This window comes from Haloarcula sp. R1-2 (genome assembly GCF_011627385.1).
Taxonomy (GTDB): domain Archaea; phylum Halobacteriota; class Halobacteria; order Halobacteriales; family Haloarculaceae; genus Haloarcula; species Haloarcula marismortui.
Window position 1 is genome coordinate 89,588 of sequence record NZ_JAANTG010000005.1, and the last position, 23,283, is coordinate 112,870.

Annotated in this window: 21 protein-coding genes and 1 pseudogene; 5 read left to right on the forward strand and 17 right to left on the reverse strand. The window is 57.9% G+C overall.

The window, feature by feature from the left end:
• Positions 1-273: 273 nt before the first annotated feature.
• The 6 genes from G9C82_RS18305 to G9C82_RS18330 all read right to left on the reverse strand — a co-directional run bounded on the left by G9C82_RS18305 (position 274) and on the right by G9C82_RS18330 (position 7,133).
• On the reverse strand, positions 274-1,617 hold the full coding sequence (locus G9C82_RS18305; protein WP_241244138.1) for an RICIN domain-containing protein: 1,344 nt from the start codon (positions 1,615-1,617) through the stop codon (positions 274-276).
• 216 nt (positions 1,618-1,833) lie between these two features.
• Positions 1,834-2,973: an ABC transporter ATP-binding protein gene (locus G9C82_RS18310; RefSeq protein WP_011225018.1), complete on the reverse strand. Its 1,140-nt coding sequence runs from the start codon at positions 2,971-2,973 to the stop codon at positions 1,834-1,836.
• 55 nt (positions 2,974-3,028) lie between these two features.
• Positions 3,029-3,943: a carbohydrate ABC transporter permease gene (locus G9C82_RS18315; protein WP_011225019.1), complete on the reverse strand. Its 915-nt coding sequence runs from the start codon at positions 3,941-3,943 to the stop codon at positions 3,029-3,031.
• A gap of 1 nt (position 3,944) precedes the next feature.
• Positions 3,945-4,847, reverse strand: coding sequence for a carbohydrate ABC transporter permease (locus tag G9C82_RS18320; protein ID WP_011225020.1), 903 nt, complete (start codon positions 4,845-4,847; stop codon positions 3,945-3,947).
• 24 nt (positions 4,848-4,871) lie between these two features.
• Positions 4,872-6,206, reverse strand: coding sequence for an extracellular solute-binding protein (locus G9C82_RS18325; protein ID WP_127014936.1), 1,335 nt, complete (start codon positions 6,204-6,206; stop codon positions 4,872-4,874).
• Between the two features lie 129 nt (positions 6,207-6,335).
• Positions 6,336-7,133 carry an inositol monophosphatase family protein gene (locus tag G9C82_RS18330; protein ID WP_050007811.1) on the reverse strand — a complete coding sequence of 266 codons (798 nt, stop codon included), beginning with the start codon at positions 7,131-7,133 and terminating at the stop codon, positions 6,336-6,338.
• 270 nt (positions 7,134-7,403) lie between these two features.
• On the opposite strand from G9C82_RS18330, the gene G9C82_RS20960 reads away from it, so the two are divergent.
• On the forward strand, positions 7,404-7,535 hold the full coding sequence (locus tag G9C82_RS20960) for a hypothetical protein (protein ID WP_255359470.1): 132 nt from the start codon (positions 7,404-7,406) through the stop codon (positions 7,533-7,535).
• 1,628 nt (positions 7,536-9,163) lie between these two features.
• Positions 9,164-10,312, forward strand: coding sequence for a Fic family protein (locus tag G9C82_RS18335; protein ID WP_127015001.1), 1,149 nt, complete (start codon positions 9,164-9,166; stop codon positions 10,310-10,312).
• Between the two features lie 136 nt (positions 10,313-10,448).
• On the opposite strand, the gene G9C82_RS18340 is transcribed toward G9C82_RS18335, so the two are convergent.
• From G9C82_RS18340 to G9C82_RS18350, 3 genes are all read right to left on the reverse strand, one after another.
• On the reverse strand, positions 10,449-10,694 hold the full coding sequence (locus G9C82_RS18340; protein ID WP_127014938.1) for a hypothetical protein: 246 nt from the start codon (positions 10,692-10,694) through the stop codon (positions 10,449-10,451).
• Positions 10,695-11,054: 360 nt separating this feature from the next.
• The gene (locus tag G9C82_RS18345; RefSeq protein WP_241244140.1) at positions 11,055-11,855 is read right to left on the reverse strand and encodes a hypothetical protein; all 801 of its coding nucleotides are present in this window, start codon (positions 11,853-11,855) and stop codon (positions 11,055-11,057) included.
• A 215-nt stretch (positions 11,856-12,070) separates the two neighbouring features.
• Positions 12,071-12,493 (reverse strand): halocyanin domain-containing protein, encoded by a 423-nt coding sequence (locus G9C82_RS18350; protein ID WP_240940568.1) that lies wholly within the window; start codon positions 12,491-12,493, stop codon positions 12,071-12,073.
• A gap of 439 nt (positions 12,494-12,932) precedes the next feature.
• Here G9C82_RS18350 and G9C82_RS18355 point away from each other — a divergent pair, with 439 nt between their 5' ends.
• Positions 12,933-14,846, forward strand: coding sequence for a hypothetical protein (locus G9C82_RS18355; protein ID WP_241244141.1), 1,914 nt, complete (start codon positions 12,933-12,935; stop codon positions 14,844-14,846).
• Here G9C82_RS18355 and G9C82_RS18360 read toward each other — a convergent pair.
• Both G9C82_RS18360 and G9C82_RS18365 read right to left on the reverse strand, forming a co-directional pair.
• Positions 14,840-16,360 (reverse strand): aldehyde dehydrogenase, encoded by a 1,521-nt coding sequence (locus G9C82_RS18360; RefSeq protein WP_127014942.1) that lies wholly within the window; start codon positions 16,358-16,360, stop codon positions 14,840-14,842. The two genes, G9C82_RS18355 and G9C82_RS18360, sit on opposite strands and share 7 nt — an antisense overlap.
• Before the next feature lie 157 nt (positions 16,361-16,517).
• Entirely contained in the window at positions 16,518-17,114 is a 597-nt protein-coding gene (locus G9C82_RS18365; RefSeq protein WP_004966832.1) for a hypothetical protein, read from the reverse strand.
• Positions 17,115-17,426: 312 nt separating this feature from the next.
• On the opposite strand from G9C82_RS18365, the gene G9C82_RS18370 reads away from it, so the two are divergent.
• Positions 17,427-18,959 carry an aldehyde dehydrogenase gene (locus tag G9C82_RS18370; RefSeq protein WP_127014943.1) on the forward strand — a complete coding sequence of 511 codons (1,533 nt, stop codon included), beginning with the start codon at positions 17,427-17,429 and terminating at the stop codon, positions 18,957-18,959.
• Between the two features lie 247 nt (positions 18,960-19,206).
• Here G9C82_RS18370 and G9C82_RS18375 read toward each other — a convergent pair.
• The 6 genes and pseudogenes from G9C82_RS18375 to G9C82_RS18400 all read right to left on the reverse strand — a co-directional run.
• Positions 19,207-19,537, reverse strand: a pseudogene (locus G9C82_RS18375) (ISH3 family transposase); the annotation flags it as partial.
• Positions 19,538-20,091: 554 nt separating this feature from the next.
• On the reverse strand, positions 20,092-20,427 hold the full coding sequence (locus G9C82_RS18380) for a winged helix-turn-helix domain-containing protein (RefSeq protein WP_127014944.1): 336 nt from the start codon (positions 20,425-20,427) through the stop codon (positions 20,092-20,094).
• Positions 20,427-21,077, reverse strand: coding sequence for a sensor domain-containing protein (locus G9C82_RS18385; RefSeq protein ID WP_127014945.1), 651 nt, complete (start codon positions 21,075-21,077; stop codon positions 20,427-20,429). Before G9C82_RS18385 ends, G9C82_RS18380 begins: the two co-directional genes overlap by 1 nt.
• Before the next feature lie 86 nt (positions 21,078-21,163).
• Complete coding sequence (locus tag G9C82_RS18390) at positions 21,164-21,442, reverse strand: hypothetical protein (RefSeq protein WP_004966836.1); 279 nt, start codon at positions 21,440-21,442, stop codon at positions 21,164-21,166.
• On the reverse strand, positions 21,439-21,741 hold the full coding sequence (locus G9C82_RS18395) for a hypothetical protein (RefSeq protein ID WP_347237909.1): 303 nt from the start codon (positions 21,739-21,741) through the stop codon (positions 21,439-21,441). The genes G9C82_RS18390 and G9C82_RS18395 overlap by 4 nt, the downstream gene beginning before the upstream one ends.
• A gap of 26 nt (positions 21,742-21,767) precedes the next feature.
• On the reverse strand, positions 21,768-22,118 hold the full coding sequence (locus G9C82_RS18400) for an ArsR family transcriptional regulator (RefSeq protein ID WP_127014946.1): 351 nt from the start codon (positions 22,116-22,118) through the stop codon (positions 21,768-21,770).
• Between the two features lie 94 nt (positions 22,119-22,212).
• Between G9C82_RS18400 and G9C82_RS18405 the strand changes: the two genes are divergently transcribed.
• Positions 22,213-22,956: a sensor domain-containing protein gene (locus G9C82_RS18405; RefSeq protein ID WP_127014947.1), complete on the forward strand. Its 744-nt coding sequence runs from the start codon at positions 22,213-22,215 to the stop codon at positions 22,954-22,956.
• Positions 22,957-23,283: the final 327 nt, after the last annotated feature.

Genomic DNA, 23,283 nt, shown 5'->3' on the forward strand with positions numbered 1-23,283 from the left:
ACACATCGGATAGGACCAGAACCGACACTGAACCGACGCTACTGGACGCGGTGGTACGTGCCCTGCCGCCGTCGACGCCACTGTTTGCTAGCTGCAGCAACCGGGAGCGACCCCATTCGTACAGGAGTGTAGTGAGCGGTCGTAACACGAACGGAGCGACTACAGCGATTCCACTGGTCACAACAGGTGTGACAGGGCAATGAAAGGGCCCCGACTGGGGAGGTGTATACAACTGCCGATGAGGAGCCTGTGTAGAGACTGGGATAGCGACGCTCACCGACTATGGAGGGTCCACTGTTGATTTGGGTCCCCTTCCCAGTGCCACTGGTGGACGTTCGCGCCGGGTTGTTCGCCGTCAAGCACGCGACCGCTGTGTTTGTTGATGAACGCGTAGCGGTCGTCTCCGGCTGATACAGCGTACCACCGCTGGTTCGCATTCCCGGTCCAGGGCCACTGGATGATGTCGACCGCGTCGTCTGTTCCTTCGTTTTCTACATCGAGTACCTTGCCGCTGTGTACTGCGTCGAGTCGGTACGTGCCGTCGCCAGTCGGTTGGATGCTGAACCGCTGGTGGTCACTCTCAGTCCAGTCGGCCTCAACCACGCTCGCGCCGTCGCTGGTATCCCCATCCGTGATTTCGATGACGTTTCCCGTCTCTACCGAGTGGACCGAGTAGACACCTTCTGAAATCGGGGGCGTATCACTTGTCCCATCCAGCCCGGCGACACTCAGTCGGCGGCAGAGCGGGACGATATCGGACGTTTCGTAGTAGTCGACACGGATAAGGTTCGGATTCAGTTCCGGAGCGACGCTGACGACTTGCTCGTACAGGGGTAACATCGCGTTCGTCTGCTGTGCGCCGCTGTAGAGATCTGTTGGTGCGCGGATGATCCACTGTGTCTCGCCCAGCCGGTCCGTTTCAGTGTGGTCGTTCCTGACACCGTTTGCCAGCACATCCCCTGGTGTAGCTGTGTCTGGATAGGAACTCGCTACCCAGCCGGCCCACGGCGCGGTGAAATCAGGCAGTGAGACTGGGTCGTCGTGCTCTGTGAGCGTCCGATAAAAGATCGCTATCTTCGGTCCATCGAACTCGGAGAGTGTTGCATCAAGGAGGGCATCAGTGCCGCCCACCGCACCCAAGTCGAATGCGTACGCCCCGAACGTGTCGGTCAGGAGCGTCGACAGCGCTTCCCAGTCGTCTGCCTCGAACGCATCGTCGCTGAACGCACCGGAATCATAGAAATGCGAGAGCTTGAGTAAGATCAGTTCCGAGGCCCCGGCGTTGTCGACCGCTGAGAGGTACTGGGCAATCTTTGGGAACACCGTCTCATCGAGGGACTGGCCGGTTTCATCGGCGTGATGGCCGTAGAATACGGTTCCGTCGCCGTCGCCCTGTGACTCGACGCGAACGTCCAGAAACCGGATTCCGTCCGAGAGTTGCGTGTAGACATCTCTGGTCTGGCAGTCGTAGTACTCTGGCGAGTCCGGCTCATCGGTCACCATCGCAGCGTGATGGGTCCCGGGGAAGCTTAGTTCCCGAACCGGTGTTTCGGGGACGGCGTCCGTCTGCCACGTCTTCGTCTCGAACGAACTCTCTGCCGTTGTTGTGTGCGTCATCACTGTCCCTCCGAGTGCCGTACCACCGACCGCGAGGCCGGCCGGCTGTAGCACTGCGCGCCGGCTCGCCGGGTAGTTTCTGTCCGAGACCTGTTCGTCCGTCGTGTGACGCCTGTTCTGCGTGTTATTTACCATTTCATTGTCTGAAACCTTTTATTGGCCTGTGTAATACTGTCCGCAGTATGCCGAGTTCTACCGATGGTACGCCGCCACATCTTACGGCTGGCTACCGGTGGGAACGGCGGTATCTGTAGATAGCTCGGTCTGTCGAATCCGCGCTCCCGTTTCGACGTCGAACACGTAGGCACGTTCGCCGGAAACGCCCAGCCAGATGGTGTCACCCCGTGTAACGCTCACGTCAAACGGCGCTCGAACTGCAATCTCCCTGTCGTCGCCGTCGAACTGGACCGTGAGCAGTTGCTCGTCGCCCATCGGTTCCGTTACTGTGACCTCGGCTTTGGCTGCGCCGTCGATTGGTGACTGGTGAACCGAGAAGTACTGGGGCCGGACGCCGAGGACAAATGGGTCGGTGTCGTCAACAGCGGTGGGTAGTCTTTCGACGCTGAAAGAAAACGTAGCGTCGTTGGCAGCCACGACTCGCTGTGAGCCGGCCGCCTCACGGCGGACCCGCAGGAAATTCATGCTCGGGCTGCCGATGAAGCCGGCGACAAACTGGTTCGCGGGGTCGTGGTACACCTCGGCCGGCGTCCCGACCTGTTGGACGGTCCCATCGTTCATCACGATGAGCTTGTCGCCAAGCGTCATCGCCTCCTCTTGATCGTGGGTGACGTACAGGGTCGTAATGCCCAGCTCTCGCTGAAGCTTCTTGATTTCGTTTCGCATCTCGACTTTCAGCTTCGCGTCGAGGCTCGCCAGCGGTTCGTCCATCAGGAACACGCTCGGACGACGGATGATCGCCCGGCCGATTGCGACCCGCTGGCGTTGACCGCCGCTGAGTTCGTCTGTCTCGCGGTCAAGCAGTTCGCCGATGTCCAGCGTCTCTGCGACGTCTTCGACGCGCTCCCGCCGCGTCGCCCTGTCAATGCCCTCCACTTTGAGCGGATAGCCGATGTTCGCCGCGACGCCCATGTGCGGGTACAGGGCGAGTTCTTGGAACACCATCGCGATGTCGCGGTTTTTCGGATGCCTGTCAGTGATGTCTGTCCCGTCAATGCGGATTTCGCCCTCTGTGGGGTCGGTAAGCCCCGCGAGACAGCGCAGCGTCGTCGTCTTCCCACAGCCGCTCGGGCCGAGCAACACAGCGAACTCGCCGTCCTCGACGGTGATATCGATGTTTTTTGCACCAATCTCGTTTCCGTACCGTTTCGTCACGTCGTCGTAGCGTACGCGTACCATTAGTGTTCGCTCCGCCTGTCGCTAGTTATTGTCTGTACACGGTGCCGTGTCGTCGTCATCGGACCGCCCCCATCGTGAACCCACGGAGCAGTTTCTCCCGGACGAGGAACGCGAACAGCAAAACGGGGGCCATCGCAATCGTCCCCGCCACGGTCAGCAGCTCCCACTGAATCGCGTAGGCCGTCTTGAACGTCGCAAGTGCGACGGGGAGGGTCTGTGCCTCGGTGTTGCTCGTAAGAATGACCGCAAACAGCAACTCGTTCCAGGCGTTGATGACGGTGAAGATGGTCGCCGCGATCAGCCCCGGGCGCACCATCGGCAACACGATCTTGAAGAACGCGCCGAGTTCCGTGTGCCCGTCGAGAACGGCGGCTTCGACGATGCTGTCCGGGAGCTCGGCGAAAAAGCCCTTCAGCATCCAGACGACGAAGGGGATGTTGAACGCGGCGTAGGCGAGCACGAGGCCCAGCCGCGTGTTGAGCAGGTTCGCGGTATCGAAGATGACGTACAGCGGAATCACCGTCACGATGGGCGGCAGAAAGCGCGTCGTCAACACGAGGAAGGGCAGGTGGAATCGACCAAGGTCGTACGGGAACTCGTAGTTCACGAACCCGTAGGTCGCTGCGGTCCCGAGCAACACTGCGAGGGCGGTCGAGCCGACCGTCACGACAACGCTGTTGAACAGGAACTCGTAGAACGCCGGGCGCTGGGCGAACAGCTCAGGGTAGTTCCCGACCGTGAGCGCCGTCGAGACCAGCTTCGGCGGCGTTGCGAGCAGGTCACTTCGGGTCCGGAGCGATCCGGACACCATCCAGTACACCGGGAACAGCGTCCAGATGACGAACAGCAGGGCGATGCCGTTCGTCACGGTCGGGACGAGCCCGTAGCTGTCGAGCGTTTCGTGGATGCGCTCGACGCCAGCAAGCAGCGCCCTGCCGACGCCCCGTTTCGGTTTCGTGTCGGTCGCCATCTCAGAACTCCACCTCCGACACCGTCGCAAAGGCGTAGGTGATCGCCAGGGCGATGAGCAACAGGAGCAGCGCCATCGTCGACGCCCGGCCGTAGTTCCCGTAGCTGAACGCCTCCCGGTACATGGCCATGCTGATGACCTCCGTTGATTTTGCCGGGCCACCTCGGGTGAGGACGAACACCTTCGCAAACACACGCATCGTCCCGATGACCCGGAGGATGAGTACCAGGACGACGAGTTCCTTGATGTACGGCAGCGTCACGTCGACAAGTCGCCGCATCCGCCCGGCACCGTCCATCATTGCCGCTTCCTGGACGTGGTCAGGGACCGACTGCAGGCCAGCGAGGACGATAAGCGTCACCAGCGGTGTCATCTGCCAGACATCGGGGAGGACGAGCGCGTATAGCGCAATGGAGGGGTCGCTGAGCCACGGGACCGGACCGCTCGTCAGCGGGGCGACCAGCGAATCGAGGACGCCGCCGTTCTGGTACAGCAACTGCCACAGCAGCGCGACGACCGTCGGCGAGATGACGAGCGGAACGAGGCCGATAGTCTGGATCAGCCCCCGGAACCGCACCTTGCTGTTGAGGACGAAGGCGATGGCGATGCCAAGGCCGACCTCAAGCGAGACGGCGAAGAACATGAACTTCGCCGTGATCCACAGCGACTGCCAGAATGCGCCCGCCGTTAGTATCGCTACGTAGTTTTCGAGCGCAACGAACTGCCGCCCGCCCGTGTCGAACTGGTACAGTGACAGCACCAGCGCACGACCGACCGGATAGATGAAAAACGCCGCGAGAACGGCAAGCGCTGGAAGCGTCAAGATCCACCGGAGGTGATCCTCGACCCACAGCAGGACACGCTCGTAGCGGCCGCCGCCGACCGTCTCGGAGTAGTGTGACATGGCTATCGACTGTCCCGGTCCGGTTCAGTAGCCGTTCTCATCGAGAATCGATTCGATCTGTGACTCGGCCTCGGTCATTGCCTCTTCGACGGACATATTATCGACGAGCGCGGCGTTCAGCGGCTGCCCCTGTGCGGTCTCGATTTCGCTCCACAGCGGTGTCCGGGGCCGCGGTTTCGCGTTCTGGAGACTACCGTACAGGGCCTCGAACCACGGCTGGGCGTCCATGTTCTCCTCAAACGTGTCGTGTCGGAACGGCACGCCGCCGAGGTCGACGTACTGCTCTTGAGCCTGCTTCGAGACGAACGCCTGGAGCACGTCGCCAGCGGCGCTTTTTGTCTCCGCATCGGCGTAACTATTGATGCCAAGCAACCAGTTCCCCTGGACAGGGGCCGCCCGCTTTGTACCCTCTGGGATCGGCAGGAACGTGATGTTCTCGTACTCAGTCGCCTTGTCCTCGTTCAACAGGAGCGAGGTCCCGGAGGGCCACTGTGGGGCCGCAGCGATACTTCCGTCAGCCAGTCCCGAGAGCACCTGGCTGTTATCAAAGGAGGCGACCCCGTCTGGGCTGATAGAACCGAGATCGTTGAGGAAGAACGCGGCTGCCTCGATACCGCTGTCGTCGGCCCAGTCGTAGCCCCAGTTCTCGTCAAACATATTCCCAGCCATGCTCATGCCAACGCTGAAATACGAGGACATGATGGGGTTCCCGCTCTTGCCACGCATGGCGTACCCTTCCGCACCATCGACCTGCTCAGAGATTTTTTGTCCAGCGCGGTAGACATCTTCCCACGTCTCGGGCAGATCCTCGCCGACCTCCGAGTACAACCGCTCGTTAACGACGAAGATGTGTGAATTCCCCACCGCACACAGCGCTTTCAGTTCCGGTTCAGCGTCCTGTGCGTTCGGCGGGACTGCCTCACCGGGCGTCGGCCAGGTCCCGATGTCGAGGGTCTGCTGAATGATCTGGTCGGTCGGCAGCGAGTCGACGTGGTCCCGGACCGGCGCGAGATGCCGCGCGAACTGTGGCATCCACGGATCGTCCATGGCGACGATGTCGTAAGTCGCCTTCTCGCTTTGAAACATCGTCGAGAGTTTTTCAAAGAGGTTCGCGTTCGGGAGAATCGTTGTCTCCGTCGTCACGCCGACTTCCGATTCGACGTGGTTCTTCAGCAATCGCTTGATCAGCTCCCCGTCACCGCTGGACACAGCGAGTGTGATCGTCTGGGTCCCCGACCCACCGCTTGAATCGCCGATACACCCCGCGAATGCCGTCGCCCCCGCCGCACCTGCAGCGGTGATGAACCGTCGCCGCGTCTGTTGGGCCTCACCCTGCGATGTGGTGCTGTTCCGTGTCATCAGCTGAGAGAATTACAAGTATATAAAAAAGATCTTATAATATTATGCTATACGTCGCTATATATCTACAAACCGGGGTATTTAAACGAACGTGGCCGTGACGGCTACTAATTTTCGCCCCCTTTGCTCCTACTGGCCGTCCATCTTGGGGACAGTCCCGGCCGACACCAGCGCGACGAGATCCTGATGGATGGCCTCGTTTGAGGCCAGCACCATCTCGCTGTTCTTTCCGTCAAGAGCTTTGATTCGGGTCACCTCGCCGCCGGCCTCCTCAACGATTTTGACACCTGCCGCAGTGTCCCAGACGGAGAGTTGCCGCTCGAAGAACGCATCGAACTGCCCGGCGGCGACCATCGCTAGTTCGCCAGCCGCCGAGCCGAACCGCCTGACGCCCTGTGTCACATTGAGGATGGTGCGGAAGTGGTCGTATTCCTGTGCCTGCATCGACGCTGTGTCAAATCCTGTCACGATAAGCGCCTCGGACAATTCAGTCGTTGCCGACAGTGACAGCGGCTGGCCGTTGGCGTATGCACCGCCACCCTCGATGGCAGTGTACATCGTCTCTGAGGGGACATGATAGACAATTCCAACATCTGGTTCGCCTGCGCCCTCGAAGGCAATAGAGATGGAATAGTGGGGGATGCCATTGAGGAAGTTCGTCGTGCCATCAATCGGGTCGATGATCCAGCGCGGTTTTGTCGTGAACTCCGGGGCACTCTCTTCGGAAACGACAGTATGGTCGGGAAACTGCCCACTCAGCTCCGCTAGTATGGTCTCTTCGACCGTACGGTCTGCCTCAGTGACTATATCGCCGTTGTGTTTCACTTGAAACTGATCGGCGGCCGGTTTGACGGACTCAAGCGTCCGGCCAGCTTTCCGCGTGGCCCGGACAGCGGCCCACAGTTGCGGGTATGTTGCATCTCGCATACCCGGCTGTTCCGGGCAATACTAAATTGGATTGCTATGAACGCTATACAGACCTCGATACCGCTCCCTACAAGGGGTGTCTTTTTACGATATCAATGCGGGTGAGAAAGTCGCCGATGCCACGGGCCAATGGAGGTTGCGCCGTGCTCGCATATCAGGGAGCTACTCTGGCCGCAAATATCCCGGAATCCAAATCCACCTTCCAGCAGTTATCACAAGATGGAGTCTATCAGCTCGGGCGGCTGGAGGGCATCAGCGACATGAGAATGTTTGTATCGAGAAGGTACGTCATATCTGTTCGCGGGCATCCCGGACCTCGGCAACAGCATCCACATCAACATCAACGGCGACTGCAACAAGAGCGTCCCCAAGTCCGAGATCCTCATCATCAGTCGGATCTAAACGGGTAAACTCCCGAAAATCATCTGTTGTGAGACTTATATGTATCACTTATAGTGGCGGTTGAAAAATGCGCCGGTGACTTTGCCTGCCGATTGCCACCGGGTATTAGCTGTTCGGTGCTCATGTTCGGGGCACCACTTATCGGGGAGACGCAAACCCGCCTCTACGCCAGCCAGAGCACTGATGTCTTTGGCTCGGATAAGAAGAACTGATTCGGTGTTCTGGTCAGTGACGAACTCGGCGAGCGTGGCCAGCGGTATCGTTTTGTCGCCGTTGATGCTATCAACCGCACGTCGATTGTGGCGTGCATGGGACACCTCATGGGTGGACTCCAGAGACGTCCCGTTTCTCACGGGAGCCAGTTGCTACTGAACTCTAGAGGACTTTGCAACACGACCAACTTTTAGTGTTCTTGGACTGCCCCCGAATATATGGCTAAAGCCCTCTCTGAAACGCGTCCAGGGCGAGTGGTGGACGTTATTCTCGCCGCAGTCAGTCTATTAACTGTTCTAGACCACTTTAGCGTGGTTGAGGTTACTTCGACAAGCATCTACATATTCTTCTTTATTACTCCTCTTGGGTTTCTCCGTTTATATGTCGATTACCGATACAAGAAGCGGCCCACAAAATAAACAAACTTATTCTTCGCTTATATGACTGTGTAGACTACGCATTATCTCGCCTGAAATAGATTCGTATCATTCGGGGCGCAGCCGCTTCCTCAGTCCTCGTATCAATGCTTCTCCTTGACCAGACTCTCTTGGAGACCATCGTCTCAGCAGTTGCTATTGGGTTTGGAGGCGTATTGAGTCTGGAGTTATTTGAGTACACTCAGTCGCACAACCAATAACCGGTGCTGAATAGTAAGAGACTGATTGCGGTGACAGGTGCACTACCTGTACTGATCAGTAGCCGTGGATGAGCGGTAGCTGTGTATAGCCTATCATTCCCACTCAGGACTGCAGCAATAGCCAACCGACCGACACCGGGGCGAGCGTGGTACCCACATATCGATCCGCCCCGCCAGTTGGTATGAGCGAGTGGATCGTCGACGTTCGTGGGGGCGTCTGCCACCAGTGCGACAGCCAGTATCAGCGCCTCACACAGCACTGGTCGCGGAGCAAGCGTTTTCGTATCGTGATCTGAGTGATGCCCAGCACGAGGCGATTCAGGGCTGTCTGGTGGGTGACGGGGATTTCGACAATCCGAACGACGGTCCGCCGGCGCTGCGGATATCCTCAATGCGGCGGCCCCAACCCTCATAGGTTCGTGCCCAGCTCGGCTGGCTTGTCCGCGGGATTACTCGCGACACTACTGGACGCGGTGGCACTGCCCTGCCGCCGTCGACGCTGCTGTCTGCTGGCTGCAGCAACCGGGAGCGACCCTCTGTTGTCAGGAGTGTAGTGAGTGGTCGTAACACGAACGGAGCGACTACAACGATTCCAGTAGTCACAACAGGTGTGGCGCCAAGTCCAGTCACAAGACCTTCCTGTAGCTTGCATCCCCGATTTGGGTTAGCAACGGTGTCCGGTTTTCCGCATATATAGAGATATCGGATACTCACTGTGCTAACCAAAATACACCACCAGTGTTTTTGCCTTAGCCCGAATACGATGACTGCAAGCAAAATGGCGAGCAACAGTCTTCCAGATAAAGCACCTGGCGAGTATGTTCCCTTCGGACGCCGGCCATACTATCTCCCAGATCCGCTGCCACCGGCACATGACCTCGAATTCGACACCGACTTCCAGCAGTTGCTGCAGGACGCCATCTATCAACTCGGGCGGCTAGAAGGGATTGGCGACGAGACGGAAGCCAATCCGTTGCTGTACACGACAATGGTCCGTCGCGAAGCCGTCGAATCGGTCGTGCTTGAGGGTGCAGATATCGATATCGAGGACGTATTCCGGTCCCAGGAGCTCGCCGATAGCGGCACCACTCGGAAGGATGTCCAAGAAGCACTCAATTACGAGCGGACGATCACTAAAGGTGCGACTCGGCTCTCCGAGGGCGACCAGATCACACTTGGACTGTTACAGGACCTGCACGAGTTGCTGATGGCGGACGTGCGTGGTCACTGTGAATACCCTGGGGAGTTCCGTGCGAAGCCGATCAATCTCCCAGCAGCCTCATCGTTCCAGGAACCATTCGTCCCGCCAGCACCGGACCGGATTCCGGAGCTGATGACGAATCTAATTGAGTATTGTAACACGACCAGCGAGTACCACGACCTTGTTCAGCTTGGGCTCGTCCACTATCAGTTCGAGACGATTCACCCCTTCGAGGATGGGAACGGCCGCTTGGGACGTATTCTCATCACGTTACAGCTGATTCAGAACGGCTATCTCACACAACCGTATCTGTATCCGAGCGCGTATTTCAACCGCAACAAGATCGAGTATGCTGACCGGATGCGAACAGTCAGCGAAACGGGTGTCTGGGAGCCCTGGCTAGAGTTCTTCGTCGAGGGAATTCGCTCACAAGCTGCCGAGGCAGTCACACGAACGAACAATCTTCGGAATCTTCGTCGAGAGTACGAGCGAACGTATGGACATGAAAAAACAGCCGCCGACCGGTTGGCGATGCGCCTGTTCAAGCAGCCATACCTGACCACGAACGACGTTGCCGAGCTACTGGATGTGACCGCACAAACAGCACGGAACGCAATTCGAGAACTGGAGGCACAGGATGTCCTGACCGAAACAACGGGGAAAGAGCGGTATCAGGAGTTCAAGGCTGTCGATATCTTTGACATTCTCGACCAGCCCCTAGAGTGAGATCGGGGCCGAAACAAACTAACTTGATCTGTGCTGTGTGTTTCTCCAATATAACTGGTAGTCAAAACGCTCTCTCTGGACCGCCTCTCACCCGGCGGAGGCTCACAAAATACGGGCAAGTTCCCTTGCTGTCAGACTATGATTTCTCTATCGGTTCGACCCACTCGGGAGCGCAATCATGGGTCCCGCCGTAGATCGAGCGGTCGGGATACTGGTCGTCGTCAGCCTCGACAGCGACGATCACGTTGCCGCCGGAACACGAAATTTCTGTAACGGTTCCGACGACTGCATCCAGTGGGCCGTCTCCGTCGGTCCAGTCGGCTCGGACGTGGTCGCCGCGGTCGAAGTCATACTCCTCGAAGGAAGGTGCTGTCGTACTCATGATCTCCTCCGGCTCCGAGAGAGACACAAAATGGCTCGGATACCAGCCAGAGCGCTGATACTGCTTGCCGAGAGAAGAAGAACTGATGACTGAGTTGCGGGTCCGGAAACCCGATGGCTGGACGACCGTCTCGTTTCCCGACGCAGTTGCGACAATCTCGGTTGTCGGTGGGAAGGTCGACGGCCAACTTTGCCTGACCCTCACCGGCGAACGGGAGGGCGGTCCCGGCATCGTCGAAACCGTATTCTTGATGTCGCCCCGCAAGAGACCGGTTCCGCCATCCGTGGGACAGCGTCCTCTGGAGCAATCGTTCCGTCACTGCATGGTCGGGTGCATCAAACCTGCCGTCCCTGTGGACCGTCACCCGTCTTCCGTGGGCGTCGCCGTGACGACAAAGGGGTCAGCCTTCAAACCGGTCGCGTCCGGATTGAGTTCTAGCGACTCGGTCATGTGTATTGCCGTCTCCTCCATGAAGTCCAAACACTCGTCTGATACTTCCTCGTCCTCGGGGCTCACCTGAAGGGTAAATTTGGTTTCGAAGTACAGCGTCCGGCCGTCAACCTCATAGGGGAGATAGGTCCCCCAGAACGTTTTGCTTCGGGCAGTCTCTGTGAATAGAGACGCGGTGACCGCCTCCCCGTTGAACTCGGTCTGGGTCAGCTCTTCCCAAGTCTCGGAAAAGGTTGCTTGGTCCTGTGTCGTTCCGCGCCCGAATTGCTGGAGGTTGAGTTGGAGGAAAACCCCGTCCTGGCTGTCTGGTCCGAGCGTGACTATGAACAATCCCTGAGCGTTCTCGTCGAACCCCGGCGTCGCTTCCGACTGGTCGCCGAACACATCTGGGTAGTCACAGGTATACGCGAACGGGCGCTCGCCGGGCTCAAACCGCCGGTAGTCCGATCCGAGGTCTTGACAGACCCGGACACTGCTCCCGTCGCTCCCATCACTTCCGCCGCTACTGTCCGACCCGCCATTTCCGTTCCCGTTCCCACTTGCTCCGTCAGCGTTGTTGTCCGTCCCGCCGTTGCTCTCCCCGCCGTCGCCTGCTTGGTCGTCGCCGGAACACCCGGCGAGCCCCATCGTGACCGCCGTCCCGAGCGAGACAAGCACCCGTCGCCTGCCGTGTCGGTTCCGGCTGGCTCTGTTGTTGCTATCGTGTTCCATAATTGACGATACTGAAGGAGGGGGAATAAGCCTGTTCACCATCCGTTCTATGATCCCCCGTTTTGACAGGAAGCAACTCTACTCTAACAGAACACTGTTGTTTAGCCGGATATAAACCCACCATCGAATATATTCCGGCTGTTGCCACAGATAGTCGAGCGCAACAGACACTGGCAGGGAGACACAGCCGGTGCGCAGAAAGCAGATTTGTCCACTCATTCGACGACAATAGCGCCTTTCATACCGACGCCCTCATGCGGGACACAGACGTACAGCACCGTCTTGGCTTCGTCGAAGGTCTGTGTATACGTCGCGCCCTCCTGTGACTTTTGCTCACTCGCGAAATCGGTACCGTGCTGTGCGACGACGTTGTGAGTACTTCCTTGGCCCGTCCACTCCCAGGTGACCACCGTCCCGCTGTCGACGCGAATCGCTGCCGGACCAAAGCCGAAATACGCGCCGTTGGCCTCAATACCAACGTCGACCGTGACGGAGTCAGAACCAGTCTTGTCGACGATGCTGTCGTAGTTGTCCGTCTCCGAGAGGAACTCGTCGACAGATGGTGGCCCTTCGGTCTCCACAGACGTGTTAGCGGGTGTCGCTTCCGGAGACGGCGTGTCGTCACTCGATTCGTCCATATCTTGGGCCGTGGAATCGCCGCCACATCCGCCAACGGCACCGGCAACTGCGACCCCCGCAGTGCGCAGGAGTGTCCGCCTGCTGTATGAACTAGTCATTATCAACAGTATGCACAAGCGAGACCAGCTCAATATATGTTTGGGTGAGTGAATTATACAATGAGATTGCGACAGAATCTCGTATTAGTATATGCAACAGTGCTAGACAAATTCGAGACGTTTTCGCAGTTATTCTGGAGCTTTCACTCCCTCAGCGAAATCGAAAAGAACTCGAATATCCCGCAATCGCGTCTTGGTTACGATTTTGATAGCAGATAGTGGGATTTTTCGGCAATATCTCCGCAGGCGGAACAAGGAACGGTGAAGAGAAAGTCTAGATAGCGAATTTTAGTATCTCCCCAATATATAAGTGATGTCTGATATCATAATGTGTTACGTCATGTCATACGAAGACATCCGTGACAAAATCAGCGAAACGAGCAGGCGGAAGTTCATCGCTGCTCTGAGCATCACAGCGGGTGCATCACTGGCTGGCTGTAGTATGGGTGGCAGCGATGACGGTACGCCGACGTCAGAACCCAAAGCCGCACCAAGCCAGACTCCAGACGAACCAGCGGAACCGCTCGAGCCGCCCGAACCGGACGAACGAATCACGTCCGCGCGACGCATCGGACCCCGCGACGTGAGCGACTTCGGGTTCGAGGACCTGTGGGCCTACCGGAAGCGCCAGGCCGTCGAGGCACTGGTCTCCGACCCGCGTGTCAACGACGTCGCCAGCGACTGGGTCGCCTCCTTCGAAGCATACGACCCGCTGACGAACCGCCTCGACGCGGTTAGCATCCAAGGGACCACCGGGATGGCCGTCGATGGCAGTCCAGACGACACGCCGTTCGAGGTCACAGCAAAGAACCGACAGGTCGCCTACGGACTGGTCGACCGAGTGACCGACGAACTCGTCGGTTTGAAAATCAACGAACCGATCGACGTGACTTGGACGCGAGGCAACTGGAACGACACCCAGCGGGCACGCCACGAGAAGATGCTGGACAAAGAAGAGATCTGGCAACACCTCGAGGGCAAGGAGTGGTACCCGATGGTCAAGGCCGCAGAAATCATCACCAGCTACGGCGATTACGCCCACGGTGAAGCCTCCAACCTCGCGTACTTCGTGATGGACGGGGGTGAACTGAAGGTTGTCAGCGGCTTCATGGACGTGACTGGTGAGGAAGCCGAGTTGCTCGACGTACACATCGTCAACGACTTTGCCGAACACCCGGCCTACAGGATAGCCCAGAACACCGGGACCGTAGGCGAGTCTGTGCTGGGCGAGGTTCCGGAACCGCCGGTGATGCAACGGCCACAGATTACGGCTCCCAACGGCTACCACCGCATCGAAGAGCCACCGAACGAATTCGAACAGGACGGCTGGTCGATAACCTGGAGTGGTCCCCGGACGGTCGGGGCCGAAGTCAGCGCAGACTTCAACGGGAAGCCGGTCTTCTCGCTGACTGCCCCCTACAGCACGTCCACCTGCTACGACATGCCCAAGCGAAACGGCCGGAACACCCGCGAGTGGATGTTCCCCGACCACGAGCCGGTCATCAGCGGCGAACTCCTTTACTGGGATATTCACAGTCTCAGTCTCGGCGGTCCCGGAATCCTCGGAAAGACGGAATACCCATCGACACAGGGCCGTCCGGCGGGGTTCAACATCCGTACGCACTACCACACGGGTGCAGTCCAGAACGCGCGTGATTTCCACTCTGGACATCGTTTCGCACCGTACAACTACTACATCAACTACCAGTTCTACGAGGACGGCGTCTTCATGCCGGTGTTCCAACGGCACGGGCCCGGCTACGTCAACGAGTTCTACGAGTACCGCGAGCGCGAGAACGACGGCCCCGCGCAGTACTATTTGGAAAACTGGCTGACGAAGCCGACGCCGGGGACCACAGATGGTGTCGAGACGAAGATATTCGACGGCAACGAGTGGCAGACCCCCGAAACCGAGTTCTATTTCGGCAGTAACGATGTGAGCGAAGAGCATCTACTCCGGTTTACGAACCCTGATGGTCCGGAAACCATCGACATCCCGCTAGACAACCTGAAAGAAGTCGTTGTTGTCAGGCCAAAAGACGACGAAATAGGCGAGGTGATCCGAGCTAATCCGCAGAAGCCGATGCCGGAACTCAACTTCTACCACCCCGCACAGTATGTCGATGACGAACCGATTCAGGGCGAGGAAGTCTTCTTCTGGCTCCTGATGGAAGCTCCCACTGACGAAGTGCCACACGCTTCAGGGATTACGACCTACACGCAGATGGGCGAGTTCAACCTCAGCGGCTACTGACCATCGCCCAGGTCCATCGTTATGGATTTCGTCTGGGTATACTCCCGAAGCGTCTCCATCGCTCCTTCTCGACCGATTCCGGATTGCTTGTAGCCGCCGAAGGGCTGGCCTGCCGGCAGACGGTTGAACGTGTTGACCCAAATGTTGCCGGCCATGATGTCCTCGGCGATGCGGTGGGCGAAGGAGAGGTCGTCGGTCACCACACCGGCAGCAAGGCCGTAGTCCACGTTGTTCGCGCGTGCGACCATCTCGTCGTAACCGTCCCACTCAAGCATGATCTCGACGGGTCCGAAAATCTCCTGTGTCGCGACGGTGCTGTCGGCGCCGACGTCCGCGATGACAGTCGGTTCGACGAAACAGCCCTCAGCGAGGATTCCCTCCTCAACAGTGCCACCGCCCCGGAGGATGCTTGCGTCTGAGTCCCTGGCGAGGCCGATGTAGTGCAGCGTCTTTTCGACTTCTGCACGGCTGACCTGTGGGCCGATGTCGGTGGATTCCTCAAGCGGGTCGCCCATTTGGAGTTGGCCAACGGCGTCGAGAAACGCGTCGACGAACTCGTCTGCGATGCTCTCGTGGATGAACAGTCGTGTCCCGGCACTACAGCACTCGCCGCCGTTGAAAAACATCGCGTCAACAGCGATGTCCGCTGCCTCTGCCGGGTCTGCGTCCGGCGCAACGATGAGTGGACTCTTCCCGCCGAGTTCGAGCGTGATGTCACTAATCGTGTTCGCGGCGGCTTTCATCACGCCCTGTCCCACTTCCGTCGAGCCGGTGAAAGCCACCTTTGGAACGCGCTCATGAGAGACCAGCGGCGCACCTGTCTCGGGACCGAATCCGGTGACGACATTGACGACGCCGTCTGGTAACACGTCCGCAATCTCGCGCATGTACGTAAGCAGTGAAATCGGTGTCTGCTCGGCTGGTTTGAGGACGACCGTGTTGCCGGCGGCGAGTGCCGGCGCAAGTTTCCAGGTGGCAAGCAACAGCGGGAAGTTCCAGGGGACGACCTGTCCGACGACGCCGTAGGGTTCTCGTCGGGTCTGGATGTGTAACTCCTTGTGTGGGACGGTTTTTCCTTCGATATTTCGGGCGGCACCGGCGAAGTATCGGAAGTGGTCGACGGCGAGTTCGATGTCCTCGCGAGCCTCAGTAATTGGTTTCCCGTTGTCGAGTACCTCGATAAGCGCGAAGTCCTCGGCGCGTGCTTCGAGTCGGTCGGCCATTGTCAGGAGCAACTGCTGTCTCTCCGCCGGCGTGGTCTCTGACCAGCGTTGCTCGTATGCTTCCCAGGCGGCATCGACCGCTCTGTTGACTTCCTCTTTGGTCCCCTCGTAGACGCCCACCAGCGACTCACCCGTCGTCGGATCTATGGACTGAAACGTGTCGTCGCCACGTCCAGTAATCCACTCGCCATCGACGAAGTGTTTGAGTGGTCCCGACGGAAGTAGCGATTCAGCAAGCTCCGCGTGCCGGGCCTTGATTCGCAGTGTGTCGATCTCTGAATGAGATGTCATCCTAACCCTACTGACACACCTTGTTCACTGGTGTCTCTACGCACACTGCGTAAGCAACCGAAATAAGCGTTCACCTAAATCAAGGCGGAGGTGCCACGCTTGACCAGCGCCTGCCTTCCGACCCCGGCAGAAGCACAAGCGAATAGGGTGGGATAGTTTACTGATTTACCGAGACGCGGTCAGTCTCCTCATGCTCGCCAGTCTCCTGCTCTCCGTCCCCAAGATACTCCTCACCGCCCATATCTCGCAGCAGGTCGTTGAAGACAGCTGCTGCCGTCTCGAACTTATGGACCGTCGGGAATGCCGTTTTGTCTATCTGTGCGATGAAGTCGCCGTACTCCCTGACGAAGTCGTGACGCCACGCCTCACTCTGCTCTGGTGATGCGAATTGCGCGATGAACTGCCACTCGTGGTAGTCGTCCGCGCTGGCAAAGAACATCACGTGCGGGTCGTCGAGCAATCGTTTGTAGCAACGCTCCCAGTTCTCATCAAAATTCGAATAATGAAAGGCAACCTGAAAGATATAGTATTCGAAGATGTTCTGATTTGGGATTGCACGCATCGAGAACACATCCTCGTCGCGCATCTCGTTTAGGATCTCGTTCACGCGATTGTGAGAGAGTGAGATATCAAACTCTTCTTCCAAGATATCACGAAGTTTACTGGCAGGCTTCTCGGGATATTTCACTCTAGCCTTGAGAATAGCCACATCGCGGGGTGAGAGATCGAACTCGAAATCGTTCCCGTTGATCATTGTGTTCTGTTCGTTCCAGTTTGGGTTCGCAATCGCAATAAGTGTTCTCCAACTATGCTATGGCCGCAAATGTTGGAAATATAATACATATTCAGTCCTTGTTTCCCGCAGCCAGCGGTCCTCCATTGGCGGGATTCGGATATGCTATATCGACCAACGTACCACTCGTCGCCCCAGATAGCGTGATTATACAATTCACTGACCAGCATCGTAATATTACACTCTCATATATTGTGCTGTATAGTAATGAAGTATAATATAATATCAATTAATTATTTACTATCGCGTGACAAATATTGTTACTGGCCCAGTATGAGTACAGCCAGTGATGATTCCACAGAGACGGATAGTGCAATCAAACAACGCCATCGGGACGCCGCTGCAGATGCGATACCGGACAACCTCTCCCACTACATCGGTGGCGAGTTCGTCGCTGGCAATAGCCACAAGACAATCGAGACCCGAGATCCGACGACAGATGCGGTACTCGGTGAAGTGCCCGCGGGCAACGCTGCCGACATCGACGACGCAGTCAAGGCTGCACAGCAGGCCTTCGACGGGGGGTGGAAGGACGCCTCGCCGGGAGAGCGTCAGCGCGTCCTCTCAGAGATGGCCCACGCCGTCGAAGAGAACCAGAAGACTCTCGCCACGCTCGAAGTGCTGGATACTGGCAAGACGATCACCGAAGCGATGGGCGACATGGGACTGGTCATCGACCACCTCACATACTACGCTGCCGCCGCCCGCAACGTCAACGGGGAAACACGTCAGACGAACGACCTCTTCGACCGGGAGAAACAGGTCTTCACTGTCAAGGAACCCTACGGCGTCGTCGGCGCAATCGTACCGTGGAACTTCCCGCTGCTCATCGCCATCTGGAAGTGCGGTCCCGCTCTCGCCGCCGGCAACACGGTGGTTCTCAAACCCTCTGAAGAGACGCCGCTGTCCACTCTCAAACTGATGGAACTCGTCGACGACACCGTTCCAGACGGCGTCATCAACGTCGTCACCGGCTACGGTGAGGACGCCGGCGCCCCTCTCTCGACCCACGAGGACGTGCCCAAGATTTCCTTTACCGGTTCGACGGAAGTCGGCAAAGAAATTATCCGCAACTCCGCGGAGGACATCAAGAAGACGACGCTCGAACTCGGCGGAAAGAGTCCCGTCATCGTCTACCCTGACGCCGACCTCGAAGAGGCAGTCGAGGCGGCGATGATGGCCATCTTCTTCAATAAAGGCGAGTGCTGTGCTGCAGGCTCCCGATTGTTCGTTCACGAGGATATTGAAGAGCAGTTCCTCGAGACGTTCACCAATGCCGCGTCCGGCATGACCGTCGGTGACCCACTCCTCGAAGAGACGGACATGGGACCGAAAGTCTCCGACGAACAGGTCCAGCGAACGAACGAGTTCGTGGAGGCCGCCCGCGAGAGCGGTGCAACCATCCGAACCGGCGGCAGCGCACCCGACGACGAGTCGCTCGCCGGCGGTGCGTTCTACGAACCGACCGTTATCGACGATATCGACCACGACCATCCCTCGGTGCAGAAAGAAATCTTCGGTCCCGTCATGGAGACGTTCTCCTGGAGTGACGAGGACGACGTGGTCGAACTGGCCAACGACGTCGACTACGGCCTCGCCGCTGGCGTCATCTCCGGTGACGTGACTAAGGCCCTCCAGACAGCCCGGCGTCTCGAAGCCGGCGTCGTCTGGGTGAACCACTACAACGACGTGTCGGCGGGCCAGCCCTTCGGCGGCTACAAACAGTCCGGCACCGGTCGGGAGAACGCTGCTGAAGCTATCGACGAATTTACACAGACCAAAGCCATCAACGTTAATCTCGGATAGCGCTGACATCCGTCCGTGTCACACGCCTATAATATGGGTTTCGTTCGTTGGCCACGATGAACCAAACAATTATCAGCACCTCACAAAGCATCGCCAGTTAGCCTGGCCTGAGTCACTGGGTCTGTTGTGCTCAGTCGTCGATAGCCCTCGAGGAGTGTTGATCGAAGACACGAACTGTCGCTGTTGGCGGCGTTTAGCTGCCGACGCGACAGCGCTTCCACTCAGGCAGACGCTGCTCGGTCGGTGACTACCAGTGGCACCGATCGTCTGGGGACGATTTACGGGGACGGCCCGACGCACCGCGAGGGCCGTCCACGCTGCTCGGCAGATCATATTGCTGAACTCCTTGTCCGGCCACCGCCAGAGGCGATGCCTGCCTCGGCGGGGCGTCGCCACGTATTCGTGGTGAGGATACCGTTACCCGTTCTGTAACAGCAGACTCACCACAATGTACAGTAGCCTCACCGTCGTGTCTCGTGTCACTGTCGTCGCTATCGCTTGTTCAACAACCTATCGGTCGACGCGATGCCGAAGCGTTTGCTGTAGTGGTATCGAGCGTTGCGTTGAGTCTCGATGAACGACACCTGCCTTCTGATTCGGTCTTTGTTCCCCGCTGGCGGGACAGACCTTTGCACGTTCCACGACAGGAGTCTCACGATTGCACCGCTCCGATTGAGTCCGCTCCGGTCCCACACTGGTTGACCGCCGAAATCGCACACCGCAGGGGAACCTATTCAAAACCTAACCTCTTAGAAATTTCTCACTATTCTGCGGCCTATCGTGACCCTCTCTGCTGACTGACTCGGGCCATATATTCAGTGCGGATCGGACCACCTCACCAGAAGATGCCAGGAGTCAGCTGCTGAATACAGAGGACGGAGGATGAGTTTCCCAGAGGAGTCTGTCCGCTTCGGCACGGACGAGCGGAGCGGGCGATAGGTACCTTGGTTGCCTATTTGGCTGTGTGCGCTTTCCGATCTCCTCTGACTCCGAGGGGGACACAAAATCGCCCCTACGCCAGCCAGAGTGCTGATACTGCTTGCCGAGAGAAGAAGAACTAATGACCGAATTGCGGGTCCGGAAACCCGATAGCTGGACAATCGTCTCGTTTCCCGACGCATTTGTGACAGGACTACGAGGTGTGGACGATAATCCCGTCTGACTGGAGTTTAAGCGTAATTTGGTCGACTTGGAGTGTGAATACTTTCCGATGGTGACCGTCCGGGTCGTACCGCATCGCCGTGGTGACGACGGTAGCTGCCTTCAGCTCCTTGAGTCGACGGTACACCGTCGGTCGTGAGCAGTCACAGGCCGCGACGATATCACGCGCTGGCATGGGGCCACCTTGCAAGGCAGTCACGATCTGGCGGGTGTACTGGTCTTCCAGACACGACAGTAGTTCGTCGGCCGTCGGTCCGGCGTGCATTTCGTCGGAGCCCGACGATGATCGCGTGGTGGCACTTGTCATTAGGCCGCACGCTCCCGTCCGACGGAGAGGAATGCATCGGTCATGAGGCCGCCGGCCGCAGCAACCACGTTGATGACATTACACAGTATCCAGATTCCGGCGACACCGACGGTGGCAACACCGATTGCCTCTGGAAGGGTTGAGACGGCGTACTGTCCGAACTGGTAGTTTACTCCTGGATCGTCGTAGACGAAAGGGGCGGCCAACAGCGTGCCGACTAGCGCGGTGCCGGTGATAGTGACGACGAAAGCCGCTATCCCGTACACGAATTTCAGGAGGACTACCGCTACGCTCGTCCAAGTGGTCGGTTCAGTGGCAAAACGCCACACCGCCGCAAGATAGCCGTCATCGGAGTCAAGTGTCTCTCGTGGCGATGGAGGGGTTGCCACCTCTTGATCCAGCAGGACCGTTGCGAGGCGAGCTTCCAGTCCGGCTGCTCCCGTCGTGGCGACAAGCGTCACGAGCAAGACCGGAAGGCCCACGAGTGTGAATGCCAACCCGAGGCCGAGGGAGGACCCTGTGGTGAATGCAACAAAGTAAGCCACCCCCAGCGGGAACGCGAGCAGGAGGTAGAGCAGTCTCTTGTACGTCGCTGTACGAACCGGTGCGGTGACGAACTGTTGGAGCGTGTCACCTGCAGTCGTTTCCATCATCTGTCTCACGGGTAGACAGAGGTCCGGATAGGTGGTATATACACACTGATGGCTGTAGGTTTGACAGCTGTGGGAAAGATTTATTAACTAGAACTGAACGTCCGGTAGATGGCAAGCAGACCAATAGTGTGTGAGAGTGTCGCGCCCAGAAGGGCCTGTGCGTCAGTCAGCGGCAGTAGTGGGGTAACTACCTCGACGACGAGGAACGGAACAACAGCGATAGCCACGATACCGATTGCCAACCCACGCATCACCGGACTGTCGTTGCGTCGGTAGCCGCGGAAAGCCAACGACGCGACAATGATACCGAGCAGTGCAGTCCCGGCTGCACCAACCGTGGCGAGGGTATCTAGCACAGTCATCGGTCCCCCTGATAGATGACTGCGAGGATAACGAGCAGTCCCATTGCTTCGACCGCGGTGGTTGATAAAACGCGTACTGGAGTAGTCACAGTGATAATATTCCCTGCAGTGAGACGGAGGAGCATTGGCGCTGGAGCCAGCAGGAACATCCCGATGGCCAGTAGTAGAATGGGCCTAGAACGCGACTGGAGATATCCCTGCAGGAATCGATATGTAACGAGCACGGCGAGCACTGTCGCCACAAGAAAGGTAATCAGCGCCGCAATGCTGGTCACCGTTGCACCACCTTCCACAGTCACTTGCAGCGGTATGTGGTTATTGCAGATCATCCGGTAAATTCCTCGTATAGGCGCGTAAAGCGGTCGGAAGGCGGTTCACGGCGGTCGACATCAATCTCGACGCCCGAGTTGGTAAATTCGATTTCGACCCGCTCCAACCGGGCCGAATACGTCTTGTAGTGGTGGCCATCGGGGTCCAGCTCCTGATGAGCGATGAGGAGATTTCGATCTTGTAGCCGGTCCACGAGGCGATACACTGTCGAGTCATCGGCCCCACAGCAGTTGCTCAGCGCCTCAACCGACTGAGACTCCTCTCTTGTCTCGACCAAGATCGTCCGGACGTTCTCATCGTCAAGGAGCGTGAGGAGCTCCTCATCCGGCTCGACGGCCGGCTCCATCAAAATGTGGTTGTACCGCTTGAGGTATTAATTACGGTCCCACGTCTCAGATATTGCAGTCCTCCAATATCTTTAGACGGCGGCTTTCCAAAATATGCTTGTGCCAGCATCGTTGCCCTCCCTCCGATCTATCGTTGTCACGCCGTTGCAACCTCGGACCTACCTCCATCTCCTCTATCTCGGGTTGGCTTTTCCCTTCGGGATAGCGTACTTTGTCATCCTCGTTACGGGGTTTTCGATTGCAGTGCCGCTGACTGTCCTTATTATTGGCATACCGTTGTTCATCGTGACATTACTTATTGTTCGAGGACTGGGTGCCGTTGAGCGTTTGCTCGCCAATCTCTTACTCGATACCGACATCGCCACGCCACCGTATCCGTTCCGGGACGGTAGCGTCCTAGGCCGCCTGCGAGCGCTCATAGTGAACCGTCGAACGTGGACCGAGTGTGGCCATCTCCTCTTGAAATTCCCCATTGGTATCGGTGCCTTCGTGTTCCTCGTGACTGGACTGACAACGTCGGTTACGTTTCTCGCCACACCGGTGTTCTACGATGAACTCGGCTTGCGTGTCGGTATCTTTCCCGCTGACCCGGTCACGCTTGCGCCGTCACTGTCAATTCCGTGGGGCAACGTGCTAGTTGGTGCGGAGTTCGTAGTCACAGTCAGTGAGTGGGCTGTCGACTCGTTGGCTGACGCGCTCTTGTTCTCGGCCATCGGCGCCGTCCTGTTTCTGCTAACGCTGAATATCGTCAACCTCGTGGCGTGGCTATCTCGTCGGTATACACGCGCCCTTTTGGGAGATCCAGCCGCGGTGTTGGATTGGCTCTCGAGCCTCTAGACGGCACTTGGCTCTAGCTCAGTTGACTGCTCTGTTGCGTAGCGGCGTTAGTCAAAGTAGTCAGGTTTGAGTTGGGCCCTCAGGGGTTGTGCCGGTGGTCTAAAGATCGGTGTCACTTCAGCGTCGCTCAGAGGGCACTATTTAACACAGCCGACAGAATGCTTCCTGATCAGTGGGCATTCTATATTGACTACTGGTGAAACTGTGCTGGTTTTGTATGATAGGTTGGTATCTTCACGTACTCTTTCACTTTGCCGGGCATCAGCACTCACCTGTCTTCTTCATTGTCACCCCACCTCCGCACGGCGCTGAGCCCCCAGTTGCCCA